This window comes from Acinetobacter sp. UBA2581, assembly GCF_002339435.1.
Taxonomy (GTDB): Bacteria; Pseudomonadota; Gammaproteobacteria; order Pseudomonadales; family Moraxellaceae; genus Acinetobacter; species Acinetobacter variabilis.
The window spans coordinates 1-22464 of record NZ_DDLD01000120.1; the positions used below are offsets into that span (position 1 = coordinate 1).

Consider the following 22464-nt stretch of genomic DNA (forward strand, 5'->3'; position numbering starts at 1 on the left):
GGGGCTTTTTTTATGCGTGGGATTTAATAAGACAAGATAAAAAAGACTTAAATAAATTTAAGCCTTTTATGAATCTATCTATTTATTGATCTGCAGCGATAATGGATTGTGTTGCATGCTTTAGCATATACAGGGCCTGACCCAATAAAATGTCTTTTTCAGCCAAAGTAACCAGAATAAGAGGGTGCTTCGGTGCTGCAACTGCTGTCAAAATAGCTTTACCATTTTCTGCATCCAAAGTGATGCTCTGACAGCCAGTAAGATGGATTTCCTTAGTAAATGCAGAAACCATCGCTAAAATCGAACTGCTCACCGCAGCCAGTTTGCTGTTGTTATAGTTGTCTTTCTTATGAATTATGGCCAATTCAAACCCATCTGTTTAGCAGACCATTACATAATATACGCCACGAACATCACTAATGATCTCCTGAATTTGCTGTTTGGCATGCTGAACGAGGGCTTCCGGGGCTTGACGTCTTTCTTGTATAGTAAGCATGCTTTAGTCCTTAGCTCATGAGGTTATGGTTGACTTCGATTGAAGTAATGAGGGCTTCTAAGAGAAGTAAGATGTCATCTTTTTGACGTGCATCTATAAAAAAGAGGGGAGTATAGAGATCCTGCTAGATCAGCCAATCCTTATAAATCTGGGTAAAATGAGGGATTTCAAGATCACTGTGCGTAATCCCAATGGCAATATTATTGGTATATTCCTGGAATACTTCGATATAGCTTTCCAGTTCCTGGATTGGATCATTCACTGTATGATCAATGAGGATAATAGCACCTAGTGTGCCTTGACAGATGACAAGCCAGATAAAATCAAAGCGGCTTTGTCCTGGCGTCCCATATAGGCCAATTTTAGTTTCATCTTCTAATGTGATCTCATCATAATCAATTCCTACAGTGGTTTCCATTTTTGTATGACTGCGGTCGTCAGTATTCAGTGCCTCAGTGAGTAACACTGGTATATCAGATAAGGAACGTATTGCGGCTGTTTTACCTGCACCCATGGAGCCCGCAAAAACGATTTTATATTGTTGTAAAATCATAAGTATTTACTTTATTAAAATCCAAATTTAAATCGTAGCTTTCCAAAAAAGCTTTTAATGAAACTTTGCTGTTCTGTTCTTTCAACTGGCGCAGTGGTGCGATAACGACTTTCCCAAGCATTAATTTTTTCAATATTTCCGGAAGCCATACTGGCTGCAATAAATTGTCGAAGTGTGAATAAAGAAATTGCATGTTGCTCAGCAATTTTTGAAATCTTACCGCCTTAAATAAAGCAGGCAGATATCTGAAAAATACGTTTTTTATGTAGCGGATGAGCTGGCTTTGGTCAGTAGTGAATTTTGTAGTGACCATCTTCAGGTGCGATCTGAACAAAATTAGGCGAGTCTCAGAAAAAATTCATTAACCAGTCCTGCAGAATCTGCGTTTCTTTACGTGTCACTTTTAATAGCGCTAGTAAAGGCGAAGTCGTATTGAAATGAAAAGTCTGTACCTGTTTCAGCCCGGTCTTTGTTTAACCAAACCAAGTTTTTTGCTGAGTCAATGATGGCAATGGTGCCATGCTGATCATATAGATGTAATTTGCCTTTTTCAGGATGAAGCATCTCTTTAAAAAAGTTAATTGTGTAGGGATGGTCAGAAGATTGCTGGATCTGAACAGGGGGTGAAAATATAGGTTCTTCTATTTCTGAGCTAATTTCTGAATTAAGGACATTTTGCTCAGACGAGTGCTTGAGAATTTGTGTGTTTTGCAGGGGTAAAGCGAGCGTATTATTTATAATCTGGTTCGAATATTGAGCATTTTTAGAGATGCATAAATAAGGACATTTTTGGTTTTTGAGAACACGTTGAATACCCTCTGTTTCAAGAAAGTATTTATACACCAACAGGCAATCGAGATGAGGATCGGAAGCAGTGTTCCATTGCAGGATAAAATGGTCAGGAGTGATGTGTTGTAAAGTTTTTTTAGTTCATCTGCATCGTGAATACTTAAACCTGCTATTCCAATATGAATATAATGCCTATGCATTTTAAGACTCGATTAAAGTTTATATTTTATTGGGTGGAGCGTATAAGGATCCCCTTTATTGCATGAAATAAAGGGAAAAACTGTGTATTAGCTGAAGTCTAAACCTTATTCAAAAGATTTAAGCTCATGACGAGCCATAGCCAGGTTTGCTTTAGAGCGATCCAGTGCAAGGTACAGAAATACATTGTTATTCTTTTCGAGTGGGCGAATGAGATGATATTGCTTTCCCAGCGTAATCAGAATATCTTCAATCGAGTCATTCAGGTTTAATGAATTCGCTACACGGCGTTTAGCGCGAACCACTTCTGTATTGCCGGCTGCTGCAAGTTTGCGATCGATATTGCCACCACCTTGAGTTGCTAAAGCCAAGCCGCTTTCACCATCAGCGAATGCTGCAGCAACGAAACCATCAATGTCTGTAAGTGTATCTAAGGTTACCTTAGCCACAATTATTTCTCTGTTATAAAAATAGTTGATGCGTTAGTTGTATTTGATGAAGTTCGAATATTATCTTTTTCATTCAAATTAATTATAAAAATGGGTAAGTAAATTACAATTAAAATAAAAACCATATAAAATTTAATGGTTTACTTTAATTTTTAATTTTTAATTATGTGATGCGTTTATCTTTTTATTTAAGGATATGTGAAGTGATTTTATGATCTATAATCTCACCTTAATCTAAAAAGATGTAACAAAATATTTTGAATGAATTATGGGGCTAGTTAGGTAAAAATTTCAGTTAAGAAAATTGATTCACTTCATTTCCTGATAAATTTAAAGAATAAAAAAAGCCAATATCTCATTGGCTTTTAGTAAAACTGAATTTTTAAGGTTGAAGTATTTATGCAAATACGCGTAATACTGCATCAATCAGTATCCAAAGAATCGCAAGCGCAACCACTGGCTCAACGATTTTTGCCCAGGTTGGTGTTTCTACAACAGCAACTTCTTCAACATCATGATGCTGGCTATTTTGATGAACCATTTGGCTAAACTCCTTCATTGATGCTTCTAATGATAGCTCTTCTTCATGAATTGGTTTAGAGCCTTTGAGTTCTGTTAGGTTATTTGTTGTCCAAACCCAATCATCTGCCTGGCCAGACAAGTGTTCAATTTGTCCTTTTAGCAGCTCTTGGATACTGGTCTGATTATGATTGCCAGTATCATGTAACTGCTTTAATTCAGTCAGCTGAAAATGGAAAATTTCAGACGTGAGCTGTTCCAGCTCGGGTTTTGGTAAAGTTGACTGGTTTTCCACTCGGGTAGTCAGGTGACGGACGATTTCCAGGATATAAAGTTCATCTGGATGCTTGATTTCATTATAAATTTTTTGCGGGTTATTGCGCCATTCGCTAATCAGTTTGCCTAACGTGAGAGCATTGATTTCTGAAATATATTTACGTCTTTCTTCTTTTGTATAGCTTTGTAGAAGCTCAGGCTTTTGAGTTTCTATCTGTTCAACAAAATATTGTACTAAATCAAAAGCCATTCACTTACTCCATTATTTTTAATCTAATAACCTTAGGGTTGGTTTTTTCTTTGCGGGTTCAGGCTGTTCTTCAGTGCTTGATTTTAAAGCATCTTCATCATTTTGTGTATGCTCATATTCATTTGGCTCAAAGAATAATCCCTGACCGTTCTCACGTGCATAGATCCCGAGGACTGCTGCCATCGGTACATAGATATCACGTGATACACCACCAAAACGTGCTGAGAAGGTGATGGCTTCATTATCTATATTCAGCGCATGAACTGCATGCGGCACAATATTCAGGACAATCTGGCCATCTTTAATAAACTGTTCAGGTACCATGGTATTTGGACGTGTAGCATCGACCAGCAGATAAGGTGTCATATTGTTATCGCAAATCCACTCATAGATTGCACGTGCCATATAGGGACGGGTAGGACTTAAGTTGAATTCTTGTTCAGACATGATGTTTCTCTACAGGTTTGATTTGCTCTTGGTAGCGGTTTTTTTCCTGCAAGGTCATAGATTTTGCAAATGCAGGACGGCTAAAAACTCGTTGGCAATATAAATAAAATGGACGACATTGTTGTCGAGGTAATTCTACTCCCATGCTTTTGAGTCGAATGAAAATGGGAGCCAGCATACAATCTAAGATGCTGAATTGTTCCGACATAAAATAAGGAAAATGCTGGAACAGGGGCGTTAATGAAATCAGGATATCATGCAACTGTTTTTGAGCTTTCACTTTAGCTACAGCATCCAAGGTATCTGGGTGGCATAACATGATATCGGCCAGTTTGAGCCAGTCATTTTCAAAACGCCAGATATATTGCCGCTGTTCCGCACGAGGCATGGGGGCATCTGCATAGAGCTTATTCTGGCGGTAACGATCATCAATATATTCGGAAATGATGCTGGTATTGAACAATTTTAAATCATTTTCAATCAGCATGGGCAGCTGGTTATAAGGATTGAGGCTGGCCAGATCTTCATCATCGCTATCGACCAGAATCAGGTTATATTTAATCTGCTTTTCGGCAAGTACGTAGCGAATCCAATGGGAACGAAAGTCATCGGCATGGCTATATAAGGTGAGTCCTTGAAGTGGCGCGCTTTCGACTGACATAAATCCTGATTAAGTTCTAATGAATAGACTAGGATACTAAAAATCAACCTAAAAAGCACGAAGCATAAAAAGCCAATCGGACTAAGGCAGGGTAGAGTAGAGAAAAAAATGAAAGGAGCAGAACAACATGATCATGAATTTCGGCTTAATCATTCTGTTTATTATCATCGGTGTTGCGAATTATTATCTGACCAAATCCTTCTGGTGTCATGAAGGGGTATGGGGTAAGGATGTGCATGAACAATAAATATAGAATCCAACTAATTGGTCAATTTCAAGCCATAAAAAACCCTGGAATAAACCAGGGTTTTTTGTCCGATTCGGTAAACGAATTAACGTTTAGAGAATTGAGGACGTTTACGAGCTTTACGTAAACCAAGTTTCTTACGTTCAACTTCACGAGCATCACGAGTAACGAAACCAGCTTGACGAAGAGCAGGTTTAAGAGTTTCGTCAGAAGCGATCAGTGCACGAGTAATACCGTGACGGATAGCGCCTGCTTGACCACCGATACCACCACCAGCAACAGTGATGTAAAGGTCATATTTCTCAGTCGCTTCAAGAAGCTCTAGAGGTTGACGAACAACCATACGAGCAGTCTCACGACCGAAGTATTGTTCTAAAGAACGGTTGTTGATTACGAGTTTACCAGTACCAGCAGATAGGAAAACACGTGCAGTTGCGGTCTTACGGCGACCTGTACCATAGTTAGTAGCCATGTGCTGTATCCCTTAGATGTCCAAAACTTGTGGCTGTTGAGCAGTATGTGGATGCTCAGTACCAGCGTACACTTTCATTTTTTTGATCATTGCATAACCAAGAGGACCTTTTGGCAACATGCCTTTTACAGCGCGTTGGAAAATTTCTTCTGGTTTGTGAGCAACTAATTTTTCAAAATTAGTTTCACGAATACCACCAGGGAAACCAGTATGGCGATAGTATTTCTTGTCAAGTGATTTGTTACCAGTCACTTGAACTTGCTCAGCATTGATAACAACGATGTAATCACCAGTGTCAACGTGAGGAGTATAAGAAGTTTTATGCTTACCGCGTAAACGACGAGCGATTTCAGTCGCGAGACGACCTAAAGTTTTGCCAGAAGCATCAACAACGTACCAGTCGTGTTGAACTTCAGCTGGCTTAGCGCTGAGAGTTTTCATTAAACCACTACCTATTATAGTTGGTTTGGACTATGGAAGCTGTCCAAACAAAAGGAGACCGAATTCTACCCGAAAGCCGGGAGAACCACAATGAAAATATAAAATTTCAAGCGCTGTATTTTACAACGTCTTTCAATGAATGACCAGTAGGATTTTTAGCCTATAAACACATATGATTAATCATTAAATAATAAAACGGACCTAAGACTAGGGGCACGTCTTTGTATGAATGGATTCACCTGTTTTTTTAATATGTATTTCTTTAGCAAATGGCCTGTCTTCGAGTCTGCCTAGGTTTGCTTTCTAAACTTGAGACAATCCTCTTTGAAAATGCCAAAAGCTAAACATGTCGAGTGTTGAGAGGATTGCCTGAAACTCTTTATAGGGTTTATTGACGTCAGCTCGGTTTTATCTTTCTTTAATATAATGAGAAATGTACAGTATTATTTGAATAAACATCATCTAAACCTTTATCTAAAACTTTCCCTGTGAAATTTGTACTAAAATAAGGACAATTGATAATACAGAAGAAAGTCATGCTGCCTTTATATATTACCAGTGGTGAACCTGCCGGAATTGGTCCAGATATCTGCTTGAGTCTGGCGGATCGTATTGATGAGCGTCCATTGGTGGTACTTGCCGATCTGTATATGCTCCGTCAACGGGCGCAGCAGTTAAAACTTCTGGTTGAACTGATTGAATACACAGGGCAAACGACTTCTTCAGAAAAAGGTCAGCTTTATGTTGAGCATGTGCCTTTAAAAGAACCGGTAGTACTAGGTCAGCTAAATAGCCACAATGCCGCTTATGTACTGGAACAGCTGCGTCGTTCAGCCAAATATGCCATGTCAGGCAAAAGTGTCGGAGTGGCTACAGCGCCAGTGCAGAAGTCAGTCATTAATGATGCAGGCATCCATTTCAGTGGTCATACCGAGTATTACCAGGAATTTGCTGGTGTACCGCGTGTGGTAATGATGCTAGCGACTAAAACTTTACGTGTTGCTTTAGCAACCACCCATCTGCCACTTCGTGCAGTTGCCGATGCCATTACTCCGGAACGCTTGCATCAGGTGATTGATATCCTGATTCATGACTTAAAATCGAAGTTTAAAATCGAGCATCCGCATATTCTGGTCTGTGGTTTAAATCCACATGCAGGTGAGGGCGGTTATTTGGGTATGGAAGAGATTGAAGTCATCAATCCAGTACTGGAGACTTACCGTACTCAAGGTATCAATATGAGTCTGAGCCTGCCTGCAGATACTTTATTTACCGCTGAAAATTTGAAAGATGCCGATGCTGTTCTGGCGATGTATCACGATCAGGGTTTACCTGTGTTAAAATCTCAGGGCTTTGGTGAAGCCATCAATATTACTTTGGGCTTACCGTTTATCCGAACTTCTGTCGATCACGGCACAGCACTCTCCCTCGCAGGTACAGGCCTTGCGAAAAGCTCAAGCTTACATGTGGCTGTGGACTTGGCGCTGGATTTAGCGCGTCAATGATCTCGTCTTTATTACACGTTGGAAATGTCTATGTATCAGATTAATGCCTTAAACCCAAAAGATGAAGGGCATCACACGCGCAAGCGTTTTGGTCAAAACTTCTTACATGACCAACGTGTCATTGCCAAAATTGTGCGTTCCGTAAATCCGCGTGCAGGCGAAAATATTGTTGAAATTGGTCCAGGTCTAGCCGCTTTAACTTCACCTTTAATAGGTGAATGTGATGCTTTAACAGTCATCGAACTTGACCGGGATTTGGCAGCTGGCTTGCCGGGTCGTGTTCCGCATCCTGAGCGTTTAACGATTGTTGAAACAGATGCATTGAAGTACGACTTTACCAATTTATTTAAAGAAGGTCGTCCACTACGTGTCGTTGGTAACCTGCCATATAACATTTCGACACCCTTATTGTTCCATCTCCTGGAATTCGGTGACAAAGTTAAAGACATGCACTTCATGCTGCAAAAAGAAGTGGTCGATCGTATTACCGCTTCACCGAATACTAAAGAATATGGCCGTTTGTCGGTGATGATTCAGTATTACTGCAAACCGACATTCTTGTTTGAAGTGCCACCAGGTTCGTTTAATCCGCCGCCAAAAGTGACTTCTGCGGTATTCCGTCTAGAACCCTATGACGTAAAACCGATCGTGGCGAAGAATGAAAAAGCTTTGGCACGTCTGGTATCTCACGTATTTACCCAGCGTCGTAAAACTTTGCGTAATAGTTTAAAAGGCATGCTGGTTGAAGATGGTTTTGAAAAGGCAGGTGTAGACCCAATGGCGCGTCCAGAGACCCTGACACTTGCTCAATTTGTGGCTTTATCTGATCAAATGGTAGCTTAAAAAGAATGACTCGCACTGTTCGATACAATTATGTGATTGGTGATGTGCAAGGCTGTTTTGAGGCCTTGAAGGCATTACTGAAAGAAATCAGCTTTGATCCGGATCAGGATTTTATCTGGTTTGCGGGTGACCTGGTCGCTCGGGGTGAAAACTCGCTGGGTGCGTTGCGCTTCATTAAAAAGTTGGTTGATAATGGTGTCGCTGCGACAGTGCTGGGTAACCATGATTTGACTTTGTTGGCTTATGCACGAGGCATTAAGCCGATTAAAGACAAGGACAATGTCCGTGATGTGATTGATGCGATCGACAGTGATGAGTTAATTGACTGGATCCGTAAACAGCCGATGTGTCTGTTTCCGAATGAACAGACGGTACTGACCCATGCCGGTATTCCCAATATCTGGGATGCAGCCAAGACGGCTGAATTGGCTAAAGAAGTAGAAGCCATTATTGCCCATGATGATTTTGAGGTGGTGGATACTTTCTTAAAGGAAATGTTTGGGAAAGAGCCTACACTCTGGTCAGATGAATTAGAAGGTCATGAGCGTACACGCTGTATCGTGAATTACCTGACCCGGATGCGTTTAACTGATGCAGAAGGGCGTCTGGAATATAGTTTTAAAGATTCACTGGATGATCCGATGCCAGAAGGTTTTAAGCCCTGGTTTGAATTTGAATCGAAAACTGCAGCAACCCATCAAATTGTATTTGGACACTGGGCCGCTTTACAGGGTAAAACCATTTCTGGGCGAATTCAGAATGTTGATGGTGGCTGTGTCTGGGGTAATCAGTTGATGGCTTATCGACTGGAAGACCAGCAAATGTTTGCCGTCGATAATCCGGTATTTTAAAATGTTTAAAGCTCAAAAAAGCCACGTTGAACGTGGCTTTTTTATTGTGCTGATGATTAGTCTGCGCGAATCCAGGTCTGGTTGCGGCCCAGAACTGAAACACCCATACTGGCACGTAGCGTTAAACGCTTGCCGGTATTGTTTAGACGAACCTTGGCATCATAAATTTTACCTGCCAATGGATCAATGACACGACCTTTTTCATAATTTTTGGTGCCTTTAACGTGTTTCAGGCCTTTTAGAATAGTCATGCCTAAAATCGGTTGATCGGTATAAGGGGCTGGACATTTATTACATTTTTCGCGTGGTGTATAACCTGGACGTGGCGTGATTTTCGCAATCTTGCCTGAGTAAGTATTATTTGCTTCTTTTTCGATGACAATGATGGCTTTTGCTGCTCCAGTTTTATCATCAATTTGTTGCCAGGTTCCGCTAATATCTTGAGCCCACAGGTTCATCATGAATCCTGTAGTCAATGTGGCAAGGAATATCTTCTTTAACATATCCATCATTCCAAAGAACTTTTCATTATTACCCGCACATGTTAGGAAGATTGCACAAATAGTCAATAAATAATTAAAAACATGGAATTAAATTTATAAAAAAAGCTGCCTGTTTGGCAGCTTTGAGAAAAAGTGTGAACTTATTCCTGACGAATCCAGGTTTGGCTACGACCCAGAGCAGATACACCCACATAACCGCGTAGGGTTAAACGTTTGCCGTTGCTGCTCAGACGAACCTTGGCATCGTAAATTTTACCTGTCAATGGATCAATCACACGACCTTTTTCATAATTCACGCTATCACCGACCTGTTTTAAACCTGTCAGTACGTCCATCCCCAGGATTGACTGATTAGTATAAGGAGCAGGACATTTATTACAGGTTTTTTGCGGGGTATAACCTGGACGAGGCGTTACTTTGACAATCTTGCCGGCATAAGTACCATTGCTGTCCTGACGGATTTCAATCAGTGCTTTTGGTGAACCAGTCTTATCATCGATTTGTTGCCATGTCCCGGTCAAGTCTTGTGCATAAATGGTCCCAGTCATGAATGTAGCAATAAGCATTAATCCTAATTTAGATTTATTCATTTATATTTATCCTTTTTTCATAGATGAAACAAACTATCCCAAACACAAGCGTGTGGTTTTTTAATTTTGGTTGATTTTAGAGTAATGAGCGTTGCAGATTGCTCGATCAATCTGCTTTAACCCTGTTGATTCCTCATGACAGAAATATGCCGATGTTAATTGCTTTGTGGCTGAATTTTCAGTAAAAGCAGAGAAATTCAATAAGATCTTTAACATGGTAATGTCTTGCATTCTATCTCCTTATATTGCCCATCAAAATCCGTTTGATGCTAAGCCTGTTAAGGCAAATGAACCTATATTTATATGCATGTTTTATATTGTATAAAAAAGCATCTGTTTAATATTGATACAACTTAATGCATGAAAATGCAAGCTTCTGTGCACTAAGTCATGAATTAATCTTGTTTAATCCAAGTCTGGCTACGTCCTAAGGCTGAAACACCCACATAACCACGTAGGGTCAGACGTTTGCCATTAGCACTTAATTTAGCTTTGGTGTTGTAAATATTACCGGATAAGGGGTCAATCAGTTTGCCCTGAGAGAAATTATTATTACCTACATCCTTTAAGCCGGTGAGTACATCCAGACCAAGAATCGGTTTATTGGTATAAGGTGCAGGGCAGGAAACACAGGTTTCGCGCGGTGTGTAGCCAGGACGAGGCGTAATCTTGGTAATTTTGGCGGTATAAACACCATTTGAAGTTTCACGAATTTCCAGAATCGCTTTGGCGGATCCTGTTTTATCGTCAATACTTCTCCAGGTACCTGAAATATCAGAAGCGAAAGCCAGATGACTGAAAAAGGTCAGGGCTAAAACGGATAATAATTGAACCTTTTTCATAGGTCTGTTCCTGAGTGAAAAATTCTTTATTTCCCTATAGTAAGAATAGTTTCATTCAGAAACAAACGTTAAATATTGATTGATGAGTCACATTTTTTGCAGATAAAGTATAAAAGTTGGCAACCAGATCGCAGTAAAAACGGCATTCACTGCCATGCCAAACGCAGCATAACGTCCGGCAACACTACCACGCTGCCAGGCTTGAGCTGTACCAATCGCATGTGCTGCTAGACCTAGAGCCAGACCTGAAGCACGCTCATCATTGATATGTCGTAAAATAAATGGTGAAAATGCTGCACCAATTACGCCAGACAAAATGACGATCAGAATGGCCAGACTAACAGGTGCCTCCAGTAAGGTTGCAATATTAATTGCAATTGGTGTTGTGACTGCACGGGTGGCAAAGGCCATAATGTCACCAGAAGACATATGTAGCAAATAGGCGAGGCCCATCGGTAAGGCGACCGCGCTGATACTGGCAAAAACGAGAATTCCAATAATGGCTTTCAGCGGCAGATCATCATAACGCATGGCCGCTAGTGGAATCGCCAGTGCAACCGTGACATAACCGAGCAAATGGTTAAACAGTGGATTGACTTCATCCATATAATGCTCATAAGGAATACCGAGCACCAATAAAATCACCAGCACCAAGAACATGCTAAACACAATCACAGGAATTTGCGGAATAACACGATTGCAGGGTTTAGCAAGCAGATAAGCAATTAAGGTAATCGCAAAGCCATAAAGAACAGAAAACATGTGCGACTCCTATAACCAGCGTTTTGCCATTTTGGCGTAGATCCAAAGAGGAAGCAGAGTGCTCAGGCATAACACCAGCATAAAGGCCGGAATTTTTTGTCCCATATGCATCAGCATAATCAGCGCGCCTGCACTAATTGGTAAAAAAGCGAAGGCACTTTCTTTCATTAACTTGTTATTGGTATCCACCAGACGCGCTGGAATTTTGCCAAAATAGCGCCAGGCAAATAAGGTGATTAGCAGGCTGATGAGTCCGACCAGATTGCCCAGTTCCGGGTGATCTAGCTGGGTCATTAGCCAGACTGAAGCTTCACGAAATACAATAATTAAGAGGAGAGTGCCGATCCATGCTGGCCAGTCAATATGTTTTATCCAGTTCATTGGTGATATCATTTAAAAGTTTACTTATCAAGTTTTACTCGATCTTAGGCCGAATTTCAAACTCTTCAAGTGGACGCTGGAATTGAAGTGCTTGAGATCCCAGAATTTCTTCTATCGGTAAATGTGCCTGTTTGATCAATTGTTCCAGCTTCGGAGGTGCAATCCTTACATTGATATGCAATTGACCTTCATCGTCATAATGTTCGGACTGAATCACATTCAGCGCATAAAGTTGATTGCGCAGTTTGCCATAGGCAGGTTTCAATACCAGTTCAAAGTGCTGAATCTGTCCCATTAATGCTTCATGCACAGCTTTGCGTAATAGATCCAAACCTTCACCGCTATGTGCTGAAACATAGACCCGTTCAGGCTGACCGGGCTGGCGGTAAATGATTTTGGCATCCTCACCGCTACAGTCAATTTTATTATAAACCCTTAAAACTGGAACGTCAGCGCCAATTTCCTTGAGCACCTTTTCAACGGCTTCAATTTGTTCAAGCATTTCCAGACTGCTGGAATCGATCACATGTAAAAGCAGAGTGGCTTCAACGGTTTCTTCCAGAGTTGCTTTAAAAGATTCAACCAGTGAGTGCGAAAGATTACGCACAAAACCTACCGTATCTGCCAGTACCAGATTGCCGACGCCGTCCCATTGCAGGCGCCTTAAAGTTGGGTCCAGAGTCGCAAATAGTTGGTCAGCTGCATAAACATCGCTATCGGCCAGAATATTGAATAAGGTAGATTTTCCCGCATTGGTATAACCTACTAAAGACACAGTTGGAACAGCCGCTTTTTGGCGTGCAACACGGCCCTGAATACGGGTTTGACGGACTTTTTCTATTTTGGCTTTAAGCTGTCCCATGCGGATACGCAATAAACGGCGATCTGTTTCTAGTAGGGTTTCACCCGGACCACGCAGACCGATCCCGCCTTTCTGGCTATCCAGATTGGTACGACTACGAACCAGTCGTGAAGATAGATGCTGTAATTGTGCCAGCTCAACTTGCAGTTTTCCTTCATAGGTGCGGGCACGCTGTGCAAAGATATCGAGGATAAGTTCGGTACGATCGACTACCCGGCAATGCACCACATTTTCCAGGTTACGTGCTTGGGCAGGTGTCAGTGCATGATCGAAGATGACCAGATTAGCATCGAGTTCTTTGACCCGTTCAGCAATTTCTTCTGCTTTTCCTGAACCCACAAAGAATTTGGCATCCGGTTTTAAGCGTTGAACAAAAAGATGTTCCAGAATTTCGGCATTTGCAGATTGAGCTAACAGATGAAACTCTTCAGCATCAAGGTCATCCAGCATTTGTACGCTCACACTGACCAGTATGACGCGTTCTTTTCCCTGATGTTGCTCAAAATATTCCACTCAGGCCAATCTCCAGTTGAAAACTTCATTTTAGTTGAAAATGAACTTTACAGATACTGAAATAGCGAGCTTTGTTTTAGAGTGCCGTGACAAACAGTTGTGCAAGTGTTACGAGCAACGCCGTATATAACAGGGTACCACCCAAGATATAGCTTAATACTTTTAAGAGCCGAATCATCTCAGCTGATTTAACTGTTTCATCTTGCATGATGAGCATCCTTTTTTAATCTAATATTTCGATTGATTTATTTTATTTAATTCATTTAATGAATTTAAATTGGAAATATAGATGTACTTGGTCGTTTTTTATTATCAATGCAAGTTGGACATGAACAGTATAAAATGGGTTTAATTCGTGGATATTCCCTGTATCTTGTTTAGGATTTAGTGATCTTTTTATGAACTCGACTGTACAAAATCAATCACCTGAGATACAAGGTTTAGCAAAATTCTTTCTTTATACAAGAAAAACGACTTCTGCATTAGCAGCCATCAGCCAGGGGTTTTATCTGGTTTACCGTCACGGTTTGTATAAAGACCCGAATAACCCGAACAATACCCGATATGTGCAGTATTTCTGTCGCCAGTTGTGCAAGGTGTTTAATATCGAGGTTCAGGTCCATGGCGTGATTTCACGTGAGCCTGCATTATGGGTGAGCAATCATGTATCCTGGCTGGATATCGCCGTTTTGGGTTCAGGCGCGCGAGTGTTTTTTCTGGCCAAAGCTGAAATTGAAAATTGGCTAATTTTGGGCAAGCTGGCTAAAGGCGGTGGCACCTTATTTATCAAGCGTGGTTCAGGAGATTCGGTCAGAATCCGTGAACAGATTACCGGCTTCCTGAAGCAGAATATTCCGGTCCTGTTTTTTCCTGAAGCAACCACATCTGATGGACGCTCAATTAAAAAAATTTATGGACGTATTCTGGGGGCAGCGATTGAAGCGCAACGTCCCGTACAAATCTGCCTGATCTGTTATGTAAATCAGCAGGGTGAGCTGGATATGGTGGCGCCTTTTATTGGGAACATCAGTTTTGCCAAACATGTACAAAATGTTCTGGAAATGCCTAAAGTAACAGCTCATCTGATGGCCTTGCCGGCAATTGCGACCGAAGGACATACAGTAGAAAGCCTAACTGCACTAGTGCATGAAAATATGCTGGAGGGTTTGCAAAGGTTGCAAGCCAAAGTATTAAAAAAGCCTCATTAAGAGGCTTTTTTAATAGAAATACTCAGAGATATTCATTACATAAAACCTTCGATTGGGAGTATCGACAGGAATTTTATAGAGGCTTTTTGATACCACTTCATTCCCGGCTCTTTTTTAAAGGTCTTTGTTTCACCTTTGGCATTGCGGATTTTCCAGTTAATGTTCTGGTTGGCATCCAGAACCAACTTATAGGCATACTTGCTTAAGTTTTTGTCCATGGTTTCATGTACCGCACGGGCCAGATTAGGACTATTTAGCAATACGCCAATTTCAGTATTCAAATAAGCCGAACGCGGATCGAAATTAAAAGAGCCGATAAATACCTGTTTCTGATCAATGGCCATCAGTTTAGCATGCAGGCTGGAGCGGCTCAGGCCTTTTAAGCTGACTTTCGCTTTTTGTGCCAGCTCTTCAGTATTGGCATTCAGGTTGTCGGCATCTGGCGCGGCCAAAAACTCATAAAGTTTTATATCATTTTCTAGCAGTTCCTGACGATATTTGGCATAAAAGGCATGGACCAGCGGCACGTCATTGGCCTTATAAGAGTTGGTCAGTACTCGGACTTTGACATCTTCTGAAGCCAGTTTCTTGAGACGTTCTGCCCCCTGTTTTTCCGGTACAAAATAGGCCGACACGATATCCACACTTTCTTCCGGTTTTTCCAGATGTTGTAATAGCTGGAAGTTCAAGTGATCTTCAGTTTTAGCCTTTGACTTGATTTTACTTGGCGGGTCTTTGACAACTTCAGCTTCCACCCAATCGAGTTGAATGTTGTGTTCCAGCCATTTATCGAAAGCCTGAGAACGATTGGCCAGATTCAGGTAATTCTGGATTGCAGTATCATGGCTATATTCTTCCAGCTGCTGTTTCAGGCTCGGGAAGCGTAGCGTGTGATGGCGAGGATTAACAATCTGCCGAACTGGATAGGCATAATCATCATTCCAGTATTCATCAAAAGAATGAATGATTTCATCAGAAGCAGCACCGACTAACATCACATCTACATCAGAAAACTGATAACTGTCACTGACGTTATAATACTGATTACTCATATTACGGCCGCCAATCAGAGCAATCTGGTTATCGGCAATAAAGCTTTTGTTATGCATGCGGCGGTTGATCCGTTTTAGATCCAGCAGCATATCCATGGCGCGGTATTTACGGAAACGGTAGGGGTTATACAGTTTGACCTCAATATTCTGGTGCTGATCCAGCGCCAGATAAATACCTTCCATTTTTTTGGCATTGTTATCATCCATCAATAAACGGACTTTTACGCCACGGTCTGCTGCCTGAATGAGGGCATGCAAGGCCAATGCACCAATACGGTCATTGTCCCAAATGTAGTATTGGAGGTCCAGACTACGTTCAGCTTTATTAATCAGCTGGATACGTGCAGCGAGTGCTTCAAGCGGATCTGGCAGCACGTGATAACCGGTCAGGCCAATATTCTGCCGACGTAAAGGCTCAACAATCTGGGCCAGACTGGTTTGCGAGGTATCCGTTTCAAATGCCATCCGGCTAGGTTGTTCAGTTTGCGGAGGCAGCGTACTGCAAGCAGGAATGCCGAGTACCAGGCTGCAGCTCAGTAAAATGCTGGCTTTATAGCGGTAAGCTTTTGATAAGCCAGAAGGTTTTGAGTGAGCGGAAGCGTGGGGAGCATTTACCATAAACATCAAAGACTGAAAAATTTGGATTGAGTATAATTGCCAGCTATGAAAAGATAAATATAAAGCCACTAATCAGCTCCTCGACTCGACAAGGCAAATCTATGTGGGATACAAGTTCCGTACTTTTTTATTTTTATCTAGGCATGGCCATTCTTGCCGTTTGGGCAGTGTATCAGGCCTGGTCGAGTCAGTCGCGTACAGAAACCATTCATCCCTTTAAAGCGTTTTGTCACCTGCTGGCTTTCTATCTGGCCTATTTGCTGATTCCGTTGGTGTTCTTCAGTATTTATGCAGGATGGATAGGCTACTATTCGATTCATGAGTCTATTTTTATTTTCGTGATTAGTGCAGTACTCAGTTATGCACGTTTTATCGAGCCGCATTTGATTCGGGTTGAAACCACGCCTTATCAAATCAATCCTCAACAGAAACTTAAAAAGCCGGTACGGATTGCCCTGATTGCAGATTTACATATTGGTCTGTTTTCCGGACATGAACGTCAGTTAAGACAGATTGTGCATAAGCTGAATCATCTGAAACCGGACTTGGTGGTGGTCGCAGGGGACTGGACCTATGAACCTGAAAATAAACTGGCACAGGAGCTGGCGGTCTTGAAAGAAATTCATGCGCCAGTATATTCGGTGACAGGAAATCATGATGAACAGTATCCTGGCCCGCCTATTCAGGAATTGCTTCGTTATGCGCTGGAAGTGAATCAGGTTATGGACATTGAAGGGCAGATTGTCGAGTTTGACGAATTTCGTCTGTTAGGCGTAGGAGATCTTTGGGCTGGAAAAACCGATATGCGCGCAATGCCGGATCTGCCTCAAGACAAACCTTGGGTGATTCTGTCACATAATCCAGATACCGTGGATATGGTGCCGAAATTGCCAACACGACCACTGATGCTTTCTGGGCATACGCATGGCGGACAGGTCGAGTTACCTTGGCTGACGGATTATGTGATGAAAAAGGTCTCCATTCTGGGCCATAAAAAAGGTCTATACCGGCATGAACATGCAGATGTATTTGTGACTGTGGGAACGGGTATGGTGGGCGTGCCATTTCGTTTTCGCGTACCACCAACCATTGATATTATCGAATTGGTATAAAAAAGGATTCATTTAATGCTGCTAAAGCAGCAACCAGAGCACAATAATAATCAGTAAAATAACGGCTGCGGTGATCCAGATTTTCTTTTCAATCTCACGGCCGGGTACGCGTTTGCCGACTTGCTGTGCAGCTACCTCAGTATCTTTGGCGATGCTCAGGTTGGGATGATCTGGAACTTCCAAAGGTGTAGTTACCACTGGAATATTTTCATCTGCATCATCAGTGAACCGTGGGCCAATATTGCCTTTATTGTCTCGATTCAGCGCCAGATCATGTTCACGGACAATTTCATTAATGACCTGTATCGCCTGTGATTCATCTAAAGCTGTATGCGTCCGGATATAGCGAATGGCTTCCAGTTTTTTATCATCCTCTAGCAGAATCACAATATCTACCAGCTGTTCTTGAGTAAGTTGCTCAATAAGATCCTGCATCACTCTGCCTCATTCTCTGGCTTTATTTATTTGATTGTTCCCGAAATATCCGCAAAGAAGTAGCAAGTTTTTGTTGCGAAATCATAAAAAAACCAGCATGAACTGCTGGCTTTGATTGAGATAACTTAATCTGTCAAGATCCTTAGATCTGATTGTTTACATCATCATTTTTAGTTTCACGGATCAGCAAGAATGCAAGCAATGACAGGATAGAAGCTGCTGTGAGGTAATAACCTACTGCAGACAAGCCATAAGTTGTTGCCAGTTTTGTTGCAATCAATGGCGCGAAAGATGCACCAAAAATACCTGCCAGGTTAAAGGTCAGGGCAGAACCGGTATAACGTACTGAAGTCGGGAAGATTTCAGACAATACGGTACCAATCGGGCCATAAGTTAGACCCATGATCGCTAGGCCGATACATAAGAAGAAGAACACCACCAGCGTACTGCCTGATTCAAGCATATCGGCAAAGAAGATACCGAAAATAGCAGAGACCACACATACTGCGATTGAAGTTGTCTTACGACCGAATTTTTCTGCAAGAACTGCTGAAAGTGGAATGAACGCGGCAAAGCACAGAGTTGCAACTAACTGTAGCTGAAGGAATTCTTCACGTGTATAGCCAAGCTGTTTGGTACCCCATTGTAACGCGAATACAGTCGTCAGGTAGAACACTACGAATGTACAGATCGCAGCGATGGTACCCAATACCAGCATTTTAGAATGCTTTTTGAATACTTCGAAAAAGGGTACATTCACTTCTTTCTGCTTTTTCAACACGTTCTGGAATGCAGGAGTTTCATGCAATTTCAAGCGAATCCATAACCCCATAATCACCAGTAGGGCACTAGAGATAAATGGAATACGCCAGCCCCATTGCATGAACTCTGCTTCAGACATGAATGCGCCAAGGGTCAAGAATGAGCCTGTTGCCAGAATGAAGCCAATTGGTGCACCAAGTTGCGGGAACATACCATACCAGGCACGTTTGCCTTCTGGCGCATTTTCAGTTGCCAATAGAACCGCACCTGACCATTCACCACCCAAACCAAGGCCCTGGCCTAAACGACAAAGAGCCAGCAATAATGGCGCAGCAATACCGATTTGTGCATAAGTTGGCAATAAACCAATGGCAACGGTAGAAAGACCCATGGTCAACAAGGCCGCGACCAGTGTCGCTTTACGTCCGATCCGGTCTCCCAGATGACCAAAGAGTGCAGCACCGATTGGACGGGCAATAAAGGCAATCGCAAAGGTTGCCAGCGACTGAATAGTCGCAGTCATAGGATCTGTACTTGTAGGGAAGAACAGATAAGGGAAAATGATAACGGCAGCTGTGGCATAAATATAGAAATCGAAGAACTCGATTGTAGTGCCCACTAAACTTGCTGTTAAAACACGAAATTTTGAATTGGTTGCTGTAGTTTCTGTTACAGCGATAGAATCTGAAGACGCCATGAATAACCTTACACTTACTAAAAATAAAAAATTTAGTTTTAAAAGCGTAATCTTTTTAAAAAAGGCGTAATTTTTTAAAAAAACAACTGCAATCTTCTCGTTTCAACTCGCTCAGGGTCACTGAAATGGAGAAATGAGATGATTAAATCACGTAAAGATAGATAGACAGAAAATGTGATCCTGCGCCTATCAATACAAAAATGTGCCAGATAGCGTGGGTATATCTTACTCTTTTTAAAGCGTAAAACAATGCACCTACGGTGTATGCTAAGCCACCAATGATCAGAAAGGTTAAAGATTGAGCACTTAAGTACTGCTGCATATCGTCCATAACCAGTAGTGCAAGCCATCCCATGACCAGATAAGCGACTAAAGAAAGTTTCTGGAAACGGTTGATGAAAATGAACTTGAATAGTGTTCCAAGTACAGCAATCACCCATAAGGCAATCAGTAAATACTGGGCTTTGGCTGTTGGAATCGCAATCGATAGAAACGGGGTATAGGTACCTGCAATCAGGTAGTAAATTGCCGTATGATCAACTTTTTTGTAAAAATAGCGTCGGTCAGCAGCAGTAGACATATGGTAGAGCATCGAAGCGGAAAACAGCAGAATCATGCTGAAAGCATAGACCCAAAGGCCAATCCATTGTCCGGTACTCAAATAAGAGCCTTTAATAATCAATAAAATACCGGTAATCAAAGCCAGCGCAGCACCGAGGCCATGACTAGTGTAATTAATCCGTTCCTCATTGTGATCATAATCTGGAACGAGGGGAGCATTCTGCATGATTGTCATTCTTTTTAAATATACACTTGTATAATAATTCAATTTTGCTTTTAAGTTAAGAACAATTAAACTTGATCAGCAATTCATATCAGGTTTTTCTTATGTCGACATCGACTTCTCTCTCGGTTCAGGAACAACAATTCTTGGAGGCTTTTCAGCAAGCTTTTGAAACTGATCATTTTGATCGTCTGATCTTGAGTCAGTATAAAGGTGAACTTGAACAATTGGAAAAAATGACCTTTAGAGTCATTTCGCTCAATGAGCAGAAAGTCTTGAGCTGTGTCTATCGATACAAGACTCAGGATGTCACCAAAAACTATCCTTTGAATGAAGCCTTGGCTCAAATAACGGAATTATTGGCCTGTTGCAAGCAAGCTAACCTGTTTACCGATCAGGAAGAATTACAGCTGAAGAAAAATAAGAAAAAGGCCATGCTGACACGAAGTAAAGCTAAACCAGTTTCTACAAAGGCAAAAGCCGAACAAGGCCATGACCGGATCAAGCAGCGTTATGTCGATCAGGACAGTGTATTCCTACAGCATTTAGGAATTACCGATCAGCAAGGCCAGATCATTCCGAGCATGGCACGTAAGTGGAAACAGATTAATAAATTTGTCGAGATTTTCTCAGGCGCACTGGCACAAATCCAGTCACAGGAACGAGGATTACGTATCGTCGATTTCGGTTCAGGTAAGGGATATTTAACCTGCGCGCTGTATGACTATATGCAAAAACATGGTCGGACGCCCTATGTCACCGGCGTAGAGCTGAATCCGAAAATGGTCGAATTCTGTCAGAGTGTCGCGCAGCAATCCGGTTTTAATCAATTGGATTTCTTCCAGGGTGATGTGCGTACCTATGAACCGGAACGTCTGGATGTGATGATCGCTCTGCATGCCTGTGATGTGGCGACTGATTTTGCGATCCATAGCGGTATACGCCTGAATGCACAGATCATCATGTGTGCTCCATGTTGTCATAAAGAGTTAAGACCGCAATTACAGAGTCCGAAAGTGCTGTCGCCAATGTTGCAGTTTGGCATTCACGCTGGGCAGCAAGCCGAAATGCTAACGGATACCATTCGTGCCTTATTGCTGAAGGCTTATGGTTATGAAACCAAGGTCTTTGAATTTGTGGCCCTAGAACACACCAGTAAAAATAAAATGATTCTGGCGACCAAACGTAAGGATTATGAACAGCCCGATCAGGCTGTTCTCGCCCAGATTCAGGCATTGAAAGAGATGTATGGGATTCAAAAACATTCACTGGAATTGTTATTGAATGACCAGTGGGATCAGCAGGGAATTGGTTCTAAATGCTAGATGATAAAAATCTTAAAATCGTGTCAGGCAGCTGGGATGATTTAGCCCAAGACGCCAGAGTAATACGTGAAGCCGTTTTTATTCAGGAACAGCAAATTGCTCCTGAAGATGAATGGGATGCGGAGGATGCAATCTCTACGCATTTTGTGGCTTATTTACAGGATCAAGCCGTGGCGACTGCACGCTTATTAAAGAATCACAGTATTGGTCGCGTAGCTGTATTACAGTCGGCACGTGGTACGGGCATCGGCTACAAGACCATGCGGGCTGTAATTGATCAGGCCAAGGCAGAGCAACGTAAATTCGTAAAGCTTTCTTCACAGGTACATGCGATTGGCTTTTATCAGAACTTGGGTTTTGACGTGCGGGGTGAAGAATATCTGGATTGCGGCATTCCACATATAGATATGTATCTCAGCTTAAAAGACTAAAAAAATAAAAAAGCGAGGAAAACCTCGCTTTTTTAAATTTGATCTTGGAACTGTCTAGTGACCATGAGCCGTATTTTCGTCATGGCTAGCACTGTCCATCTGTGCATGTTCTTCAGCAGACATATTATGCTCCTCCGCGCTCATCTCATGAGTCTGATGAGATGAAGAGGTAGCCTGACGAGCTTCACGGTCAGCCTGTGCTTTGGCTAAAGCTTCTGGAGACATTGCAGGTGCATTCTTAAATGCATGCTGCTGGGTATTTTCTTTCTTTTGCTGGCTTGGCATGTAGTCTGGTTCATTGCTGACCGCAAGCCAAAAAAACAACATGAATAATCCACCTAAAATACAGAAGATAATCAGTGCTTTCCAACCCCAAGGTGATTTTTCAGGTGAACTGTGATCAGTCATATGCATGTACCCATCGTGAATGTCTAACTCATGTAACTTTATAACATAAATTGTCTGGAAAGCGGATCAAAATCTGTCATTGATTGAATGCAATAGACTTCGAGAGTTTATCGCGTCGAAATAAAAAAAGAGGAGTCAAGCTCACTGCTGTCCCATAGTTCGCTTTAAATAAAAAAACCTGA

At 41.8% G+C, this 22464-nt stretch carries 28 protein-coding genes and 2 pseudogenes; 7 read left to right on the forward strand and 23 right to left on the reverse strand.

What is annotated here, in order from left to right:
- Positions 1 to 82 precede the first annotated feature (82 nt).
- From B3Q46_RS15485 to rplM, 10 genes and pseudogenes are all read right to left on the reverse strand, one after another.
- A pseudogene (locus tag B3Q46_RS15485) lies at positions 83 to 496 on the reverse strand (roadblock/LC7 domain-containing protein).
- 10 nt (positions 497 to 506) lie between these two features.
- Positions 507 to 1049, reverse strand: a pseudogene (locus tag B3Q46_RS15490) (GTP-binding protein).
- On the reverse strand, positions 1030 to 1362 hold the full coding sequence (locus B3Q46_RS15495; protein WP_286716608.1) for a hypothetical protein: 333 nt from the start codon (positions 1360 to 1362) through the stop codon (positions 1030 to 1032). Before B3Q46_RS15495 ends, B3Q46_RS15490 begins: the two are co-directional and overlap by 20 nt.
- A gap of 77 nt (positions 1363 to 1439) precedes the next feature.
- Positions 1440 to 1892 carry a hypothetical protein gene (locus B3Q46_RS15500; RefSeq protein WP_286716610.1) on the reverse strand — a complete coding sequence of 151 codons (453 nt, stop codon included), beginning with the start codon at positions 1890 to 1892 and terminating at the stop codon, positions 1440 to 1442.
- Between the two features lie 251 nt (positions 1893 to 2143).
- The gene (locus B3Q46_RS15505) at positions 2144 to 2485 is read right to left on the reverse strand and encodes a roadblock/LC7 domain-containing protein (RefSeq protein WP_286716611.1); all 342 of its coding nucleotides are present in this window, start codon (positions 2483 to 2485) and stop codon (positions 2144 to 2146) included.
- 397 nt (positions 2486 to 2882) lie between these two features.
- The gene (locus tag B3Q46_RS15510) at positions 2883 to 3530 is read right to left on the reverse strand and encodes a hypothetical protein (RefSeq protein WP_286716612.1); all 648 of its coding nucleotides are present in this window, start codon (positions 3528 to 3530) and stop codon (positions 2883 to 2885) included.
- Positions 3531 to 3548: 18 nt separating this feature from the next.
- A complete protein-coding gene (locus B3Q46_RS15515) occupies positions 3549 to 3977 on the reverse strand; it encodes a ClpXP protease specificity-enhancing factor (protein WP_286716614.1) in 429 nt (142 codons plus the stop codon).
- A complete protein-coding gene (locus B3Q46_RS15520) occupies positions 3970 to 4638 on the reverse strand; it encodes a glutathione S-transferase N-terminal domain-containing protein (RefSeq protein ID WP_286716616.1) in 669 nt (222 codons plus the stop codon). The genes B3Q46_RS15515 and B3Q46_RS15520 overlap by 8 nt, the downstream gene beginning before the upstream one ends.
- 332 nt (positions 4639 to 4970) lie before the next feature.
- Positions 4971 to 5357 carry a 30S ribosomal protein S9 gene (gene rpsI / locus B3Q46_RS15525; RefSeq protein WP_004785251.1) on the reverse strand — a complete coding sequence of 129 codons (387 nt, stop codon included), beginning with the start codon at positions 5355 to 5357 and terminating at the stop codon, positions 4971 to 4973.
- A gap of 12 nt (positions 5358 to 5369) precedes the next feature.
- Positions 5370 to 5798, reverse strand: coding sequence for a 50S ribosomal protein L13 (rplM, locus tag B3Q46_RS15530; RefSeq protein WP_004785249.1), 429 nt, complete (start codon positions 5796 to 5798; stop codon positions 5370 to 5372).
- A 536-nt stretch (positions 5799 to 6334) separates the two neighbouring features.
- Between rplM and pdxA the strand changes: the two genes are divergently transcribed.
- The 3 genes from pdxA to B3Q46_RS15545 are packed head-to-tail and all read left to right on the forward strand — an operon-like array spanning position 6335 to position 8997.
- Positions 6335 to 7303 (forward strand): 4-hydroxythreonine-4-phosphate dehydrogenase PdxA, encoded by a 969-nt coding sequence (gene pdxA / locus B3Q46_RS15535; protein ID WP_005237159.1) that lies wholly within the window; start codon positions 6335 to 6337, stop codon positions 7301 to 7303.
- A gap of 30 nt (positions 7304 to 7333) precedes the next feature.
- Positions 7334 to 8146: a 16S rRNA (adenine(1518)-N(6)/adenine(1519)-N(6))-dimethyltransferase RsmA gene (gene rsmA / locus B3Q46_RS15540; protein ID WP_248603976.1), complete on the forward strand. Its 813-nt coding sequence runs from the start codon at positions 7334 to 7336 to the stop codon at positions 8144 to 8146.
- A gap of 5 nt (positions 8147 to 8151) precedes the next feature.
- Positions 8152 to 8997: a symmetrical bis(5'-nucleosyl)-tetraphosphatase gene (locus tag B3Q46_RS15545; RefSeq protein WP_286716630.1), complete on the forward strand. Its 846-nt coding sequence runs from the start codon at positions 8152 to 8154 to the stop codon at positions 8995 to 8997.
- Between the two features lie 56 nt (positions 8998 to 9053).
- Here B3Q46_RS15545 and B3Q46_RS15550 read toward each other — a convergent pair whose 3' ends face one another.
- The 8 genes from B3Q46_RS15550 to B3Q46_RS15585 form a co-directional block, all read right to left on the reverse strand.
- Positions 9054 to 9500, reverse strand: coding sequence for a DUF2147 domain-containing protein (locus B3Q46_RS15550; protein WP_286716634.1), 447 nt, complete (start codon positions 9498 to 9500; stop codon positions 9054 to 9056).
- Between the two features lie 140 nt (positions 9501 to 9640).
- A complete protein-coding gene (locus tag B3Q46_RS15555; RefSeq protein ID WP_286716636.1) occupies positions 9641 to 10090 on the reverse strand; it encodes a DUF2147 domain-containing protein in 450 nt (149 codons plus the stop codon).
- Positions 10091 to 10150: 60 nt separating this feature from the next.
- On the reverse strand, positions 10151 to 10321 hold the full coding sequence (locus tag B3Q46_RS15560; protein WP_286716637.1) for a hypothetical protein: 171 nt from the start codon (positions 10319 to 10321) through the stop codon (positions 10151 to 10153).
- Positions 10322 to 10485: 164 nt separating this feature from the next.
- The gene (locus B3Q46_RS15565; protein ID WP_286716639.1) at positions 10486 to 10932 is read right to left on the reverse strand and encodes a DUF2147 domain-containing protein; all 447 of its coding nucleotides are present in this window, start codon (positions 10930 to 10932) and stop codon (positions 10486 to 10488) included.
- A gap of 87 nt (positions 10933 to 11019) precedes the next feature.
- Entirely contained in the window at positions 11020 to 11694 is a 675-nt protein-coding gene (locus tag B3Q46_RS15570) for an LrgB family protein (RefSeq protein WP_004785229.1), read from the reverse strand.
- Positions 11695 to 11703: 9 nt separating this feature from the next.
- Positions 11704 to 12075, reverse strand: coding sequence for a hypothetical protein (locus B3Q46_RS15575; RefSeq protein WP_286716642.1), 372 nt, complete (start codon positions 12073 to 12075; stop codon positions 11704 to 11706).
- Positions 12076 to 12109: 34 nt separating this feature from the next.
- Entirely contained in the window at positions 12110 to 13450 is a 1341-nt protein-coding gene (gene hflX, locus B3Q46_RS15580; RefSeq protein WP_004785226.1) for a ribosome rescue GTPase HflX, read from the reverse strand.
- A gap of 76 nt (positions 13451 to 13526) precedes the next feature.
- The gene (locus B3Q46_RS15585; protein WP_265735211.1) at positions 13527 to 13658 is read right to left on the reverse strand and encodes a hypothetical protein; all 132 of its coding nucleotides are present in this window, start codon (positions 13656 to 13658) and stop codon (positions 13527 to 13529) included.
- A gap of 190 nt (positions 13659 to 13848) precedes the next feature.
- Here B3Q46_RS15585 and B3Q46_RS15590 point away from each other — a divergent pair, with 190 nt between their 5' ends.
- Complete coding sequence (locus B3Q46_RS15590; RefSeq protein WP_286716646.1) at positions 13849 to 14658, forward strand: lysophospholipid acyltransferase family protein; 810 nt, start codon at positions 13849 to 13851, stop codon at positions 14656 to 14658.
- A 35-nt stretch (positions 14659 to 14693) separates the two neighbouring features.
- On the opposite strand, the gene B3Q46_RS15595 is transcribed toward B3Q46_RS15590, so the two are convergent.
- Positions 14694 to 16328 carry a phospholipase D family protein gene (locus tag B3Q46_RS15595; RefSeq protein ID WP_286716648.1) on the reverse strand — a complete coding sequence of 545 codons (1635 nt, stop codon included), beginning with the start codon at positions 16326 to 16328 and terminating at the stop codon, positions 14694 to 14696.
- A gap of 101 nt (positions 16329 to 16429) precedes the next feature.
- Here B3Q46_RS15595 and B3Q46_RS15600 point away from each other — a divergent pair, with 101 nt between their 5' ends.
- Positions 16430 to 17440: a metallophosphoesterase gene (locus B3Q46_RS15600; RefSeq protein WP_004785220.1), complete on the forward strand. Its 1011-nt coding sequence runs from the start codon at positions 16430 to 16432 to the stop codon at positions 17438 to 17440.
- Positions 17441 to 17461: 21 nt separating this feature from the next.
- Here the strand turns inward: B3Q46_RS15600 and B3Q46_RS15605 are convergent, their stop codons facing one another.
- The 3 genes from B3Q46_RS15605 to trhA all read right to left on the reverse strand — a co-directional run bounded on the left by B3Q46_RS15605 (position 17462) and on the right by trhA (position 20121).
- A complete protein-coding gene (locus B3Q46_RS15605) occupies positions 17462 to 17875 on the reverse strand; it encodes a hypothetical protein (RefSeq protein WP_004785218.1) in 414 nt (137 codons plus the stop codon).
- Between the two features lie 142 nt (positions 17876 to 18017).
- Positions 18018 to 19334 carry an MFS transporter gene (locus B3Q46_RS15610; protein ID WP_180003873.1) on the reverse strand — a complete coding sequence of 439 codons (1317 nt, stop codon included), beginning with the start codon at positions 19332 to 19334 and terminating at the stop codon, positions 18018 to 18020.
- A 142-nt stretch (positions 19335 to 19476) separates the two neighbouring features.
- A complete protein-coding gene (trhA, locus tag B3Q46_RS15615) occupies positions 19477 to 20121 on the reverse strand; it encodes a PAQR family membrane homeostasis protein TrhA (protein WP_286716652.1) in 645 nt (214 codons plus the stop codon).
- A gap of 101 nt (positions 20122 to 20222) precedes the next feature.
- Here trhA and B3Q46_RS15620 point away from each other — a divergent pair, with 101 nt between their 5' ends.
- Both B3Q46_RS15620 and B3Q46_RS15625 read left to right on the forward strand, forming a co-directional pair.
- Positions 20223 to 21443: a class I SAM-dependent methyltransferase gene (locus B3Q46_RS15620; protein WP_286716654.1), complete on the forward strand. Its 1221-nt coding sequence runs from the start codon at positions 20223 to 20225 to the stop codon at positions 21441 to 21443.
- The gene (locus tag B3Q46_RS15625; RefSeq protein WP_286716656.1) at positions 21437 to 21874 is read left to right on the forward strand and encodes a GNAT family N-acetyltransferase; all 438 of its coding nucleotides are present in this window, start codon (positions 21437 to 21439) and stop codon (positions 21872 to 21874) included. Before B3Q46_RS15620 ends, B3Q46_RS15625 begins: the two co-directional genes overlap by 7 nt.
- A 54-nt stretch (positions 21875 to 21928) precedes the next feature.
- Here B3Q46_RS15625 and B3Q46_RS15630 read toward each other — a convergent pair whose 3' ends face one another.
- On the reverse strand, positions 21929 to 22282 hold the full coding sequence (locus tag B3Q46_RS15630; protein ID WP_171284712.1) for a hypothetical protein: 354 nt from the start codon (positions 22280 to 22282) through the stop codon (positions 21929 to 21931).
- Between the last annotated feature and the right edge of the window lie 182 nt (positions 22283 to 22464).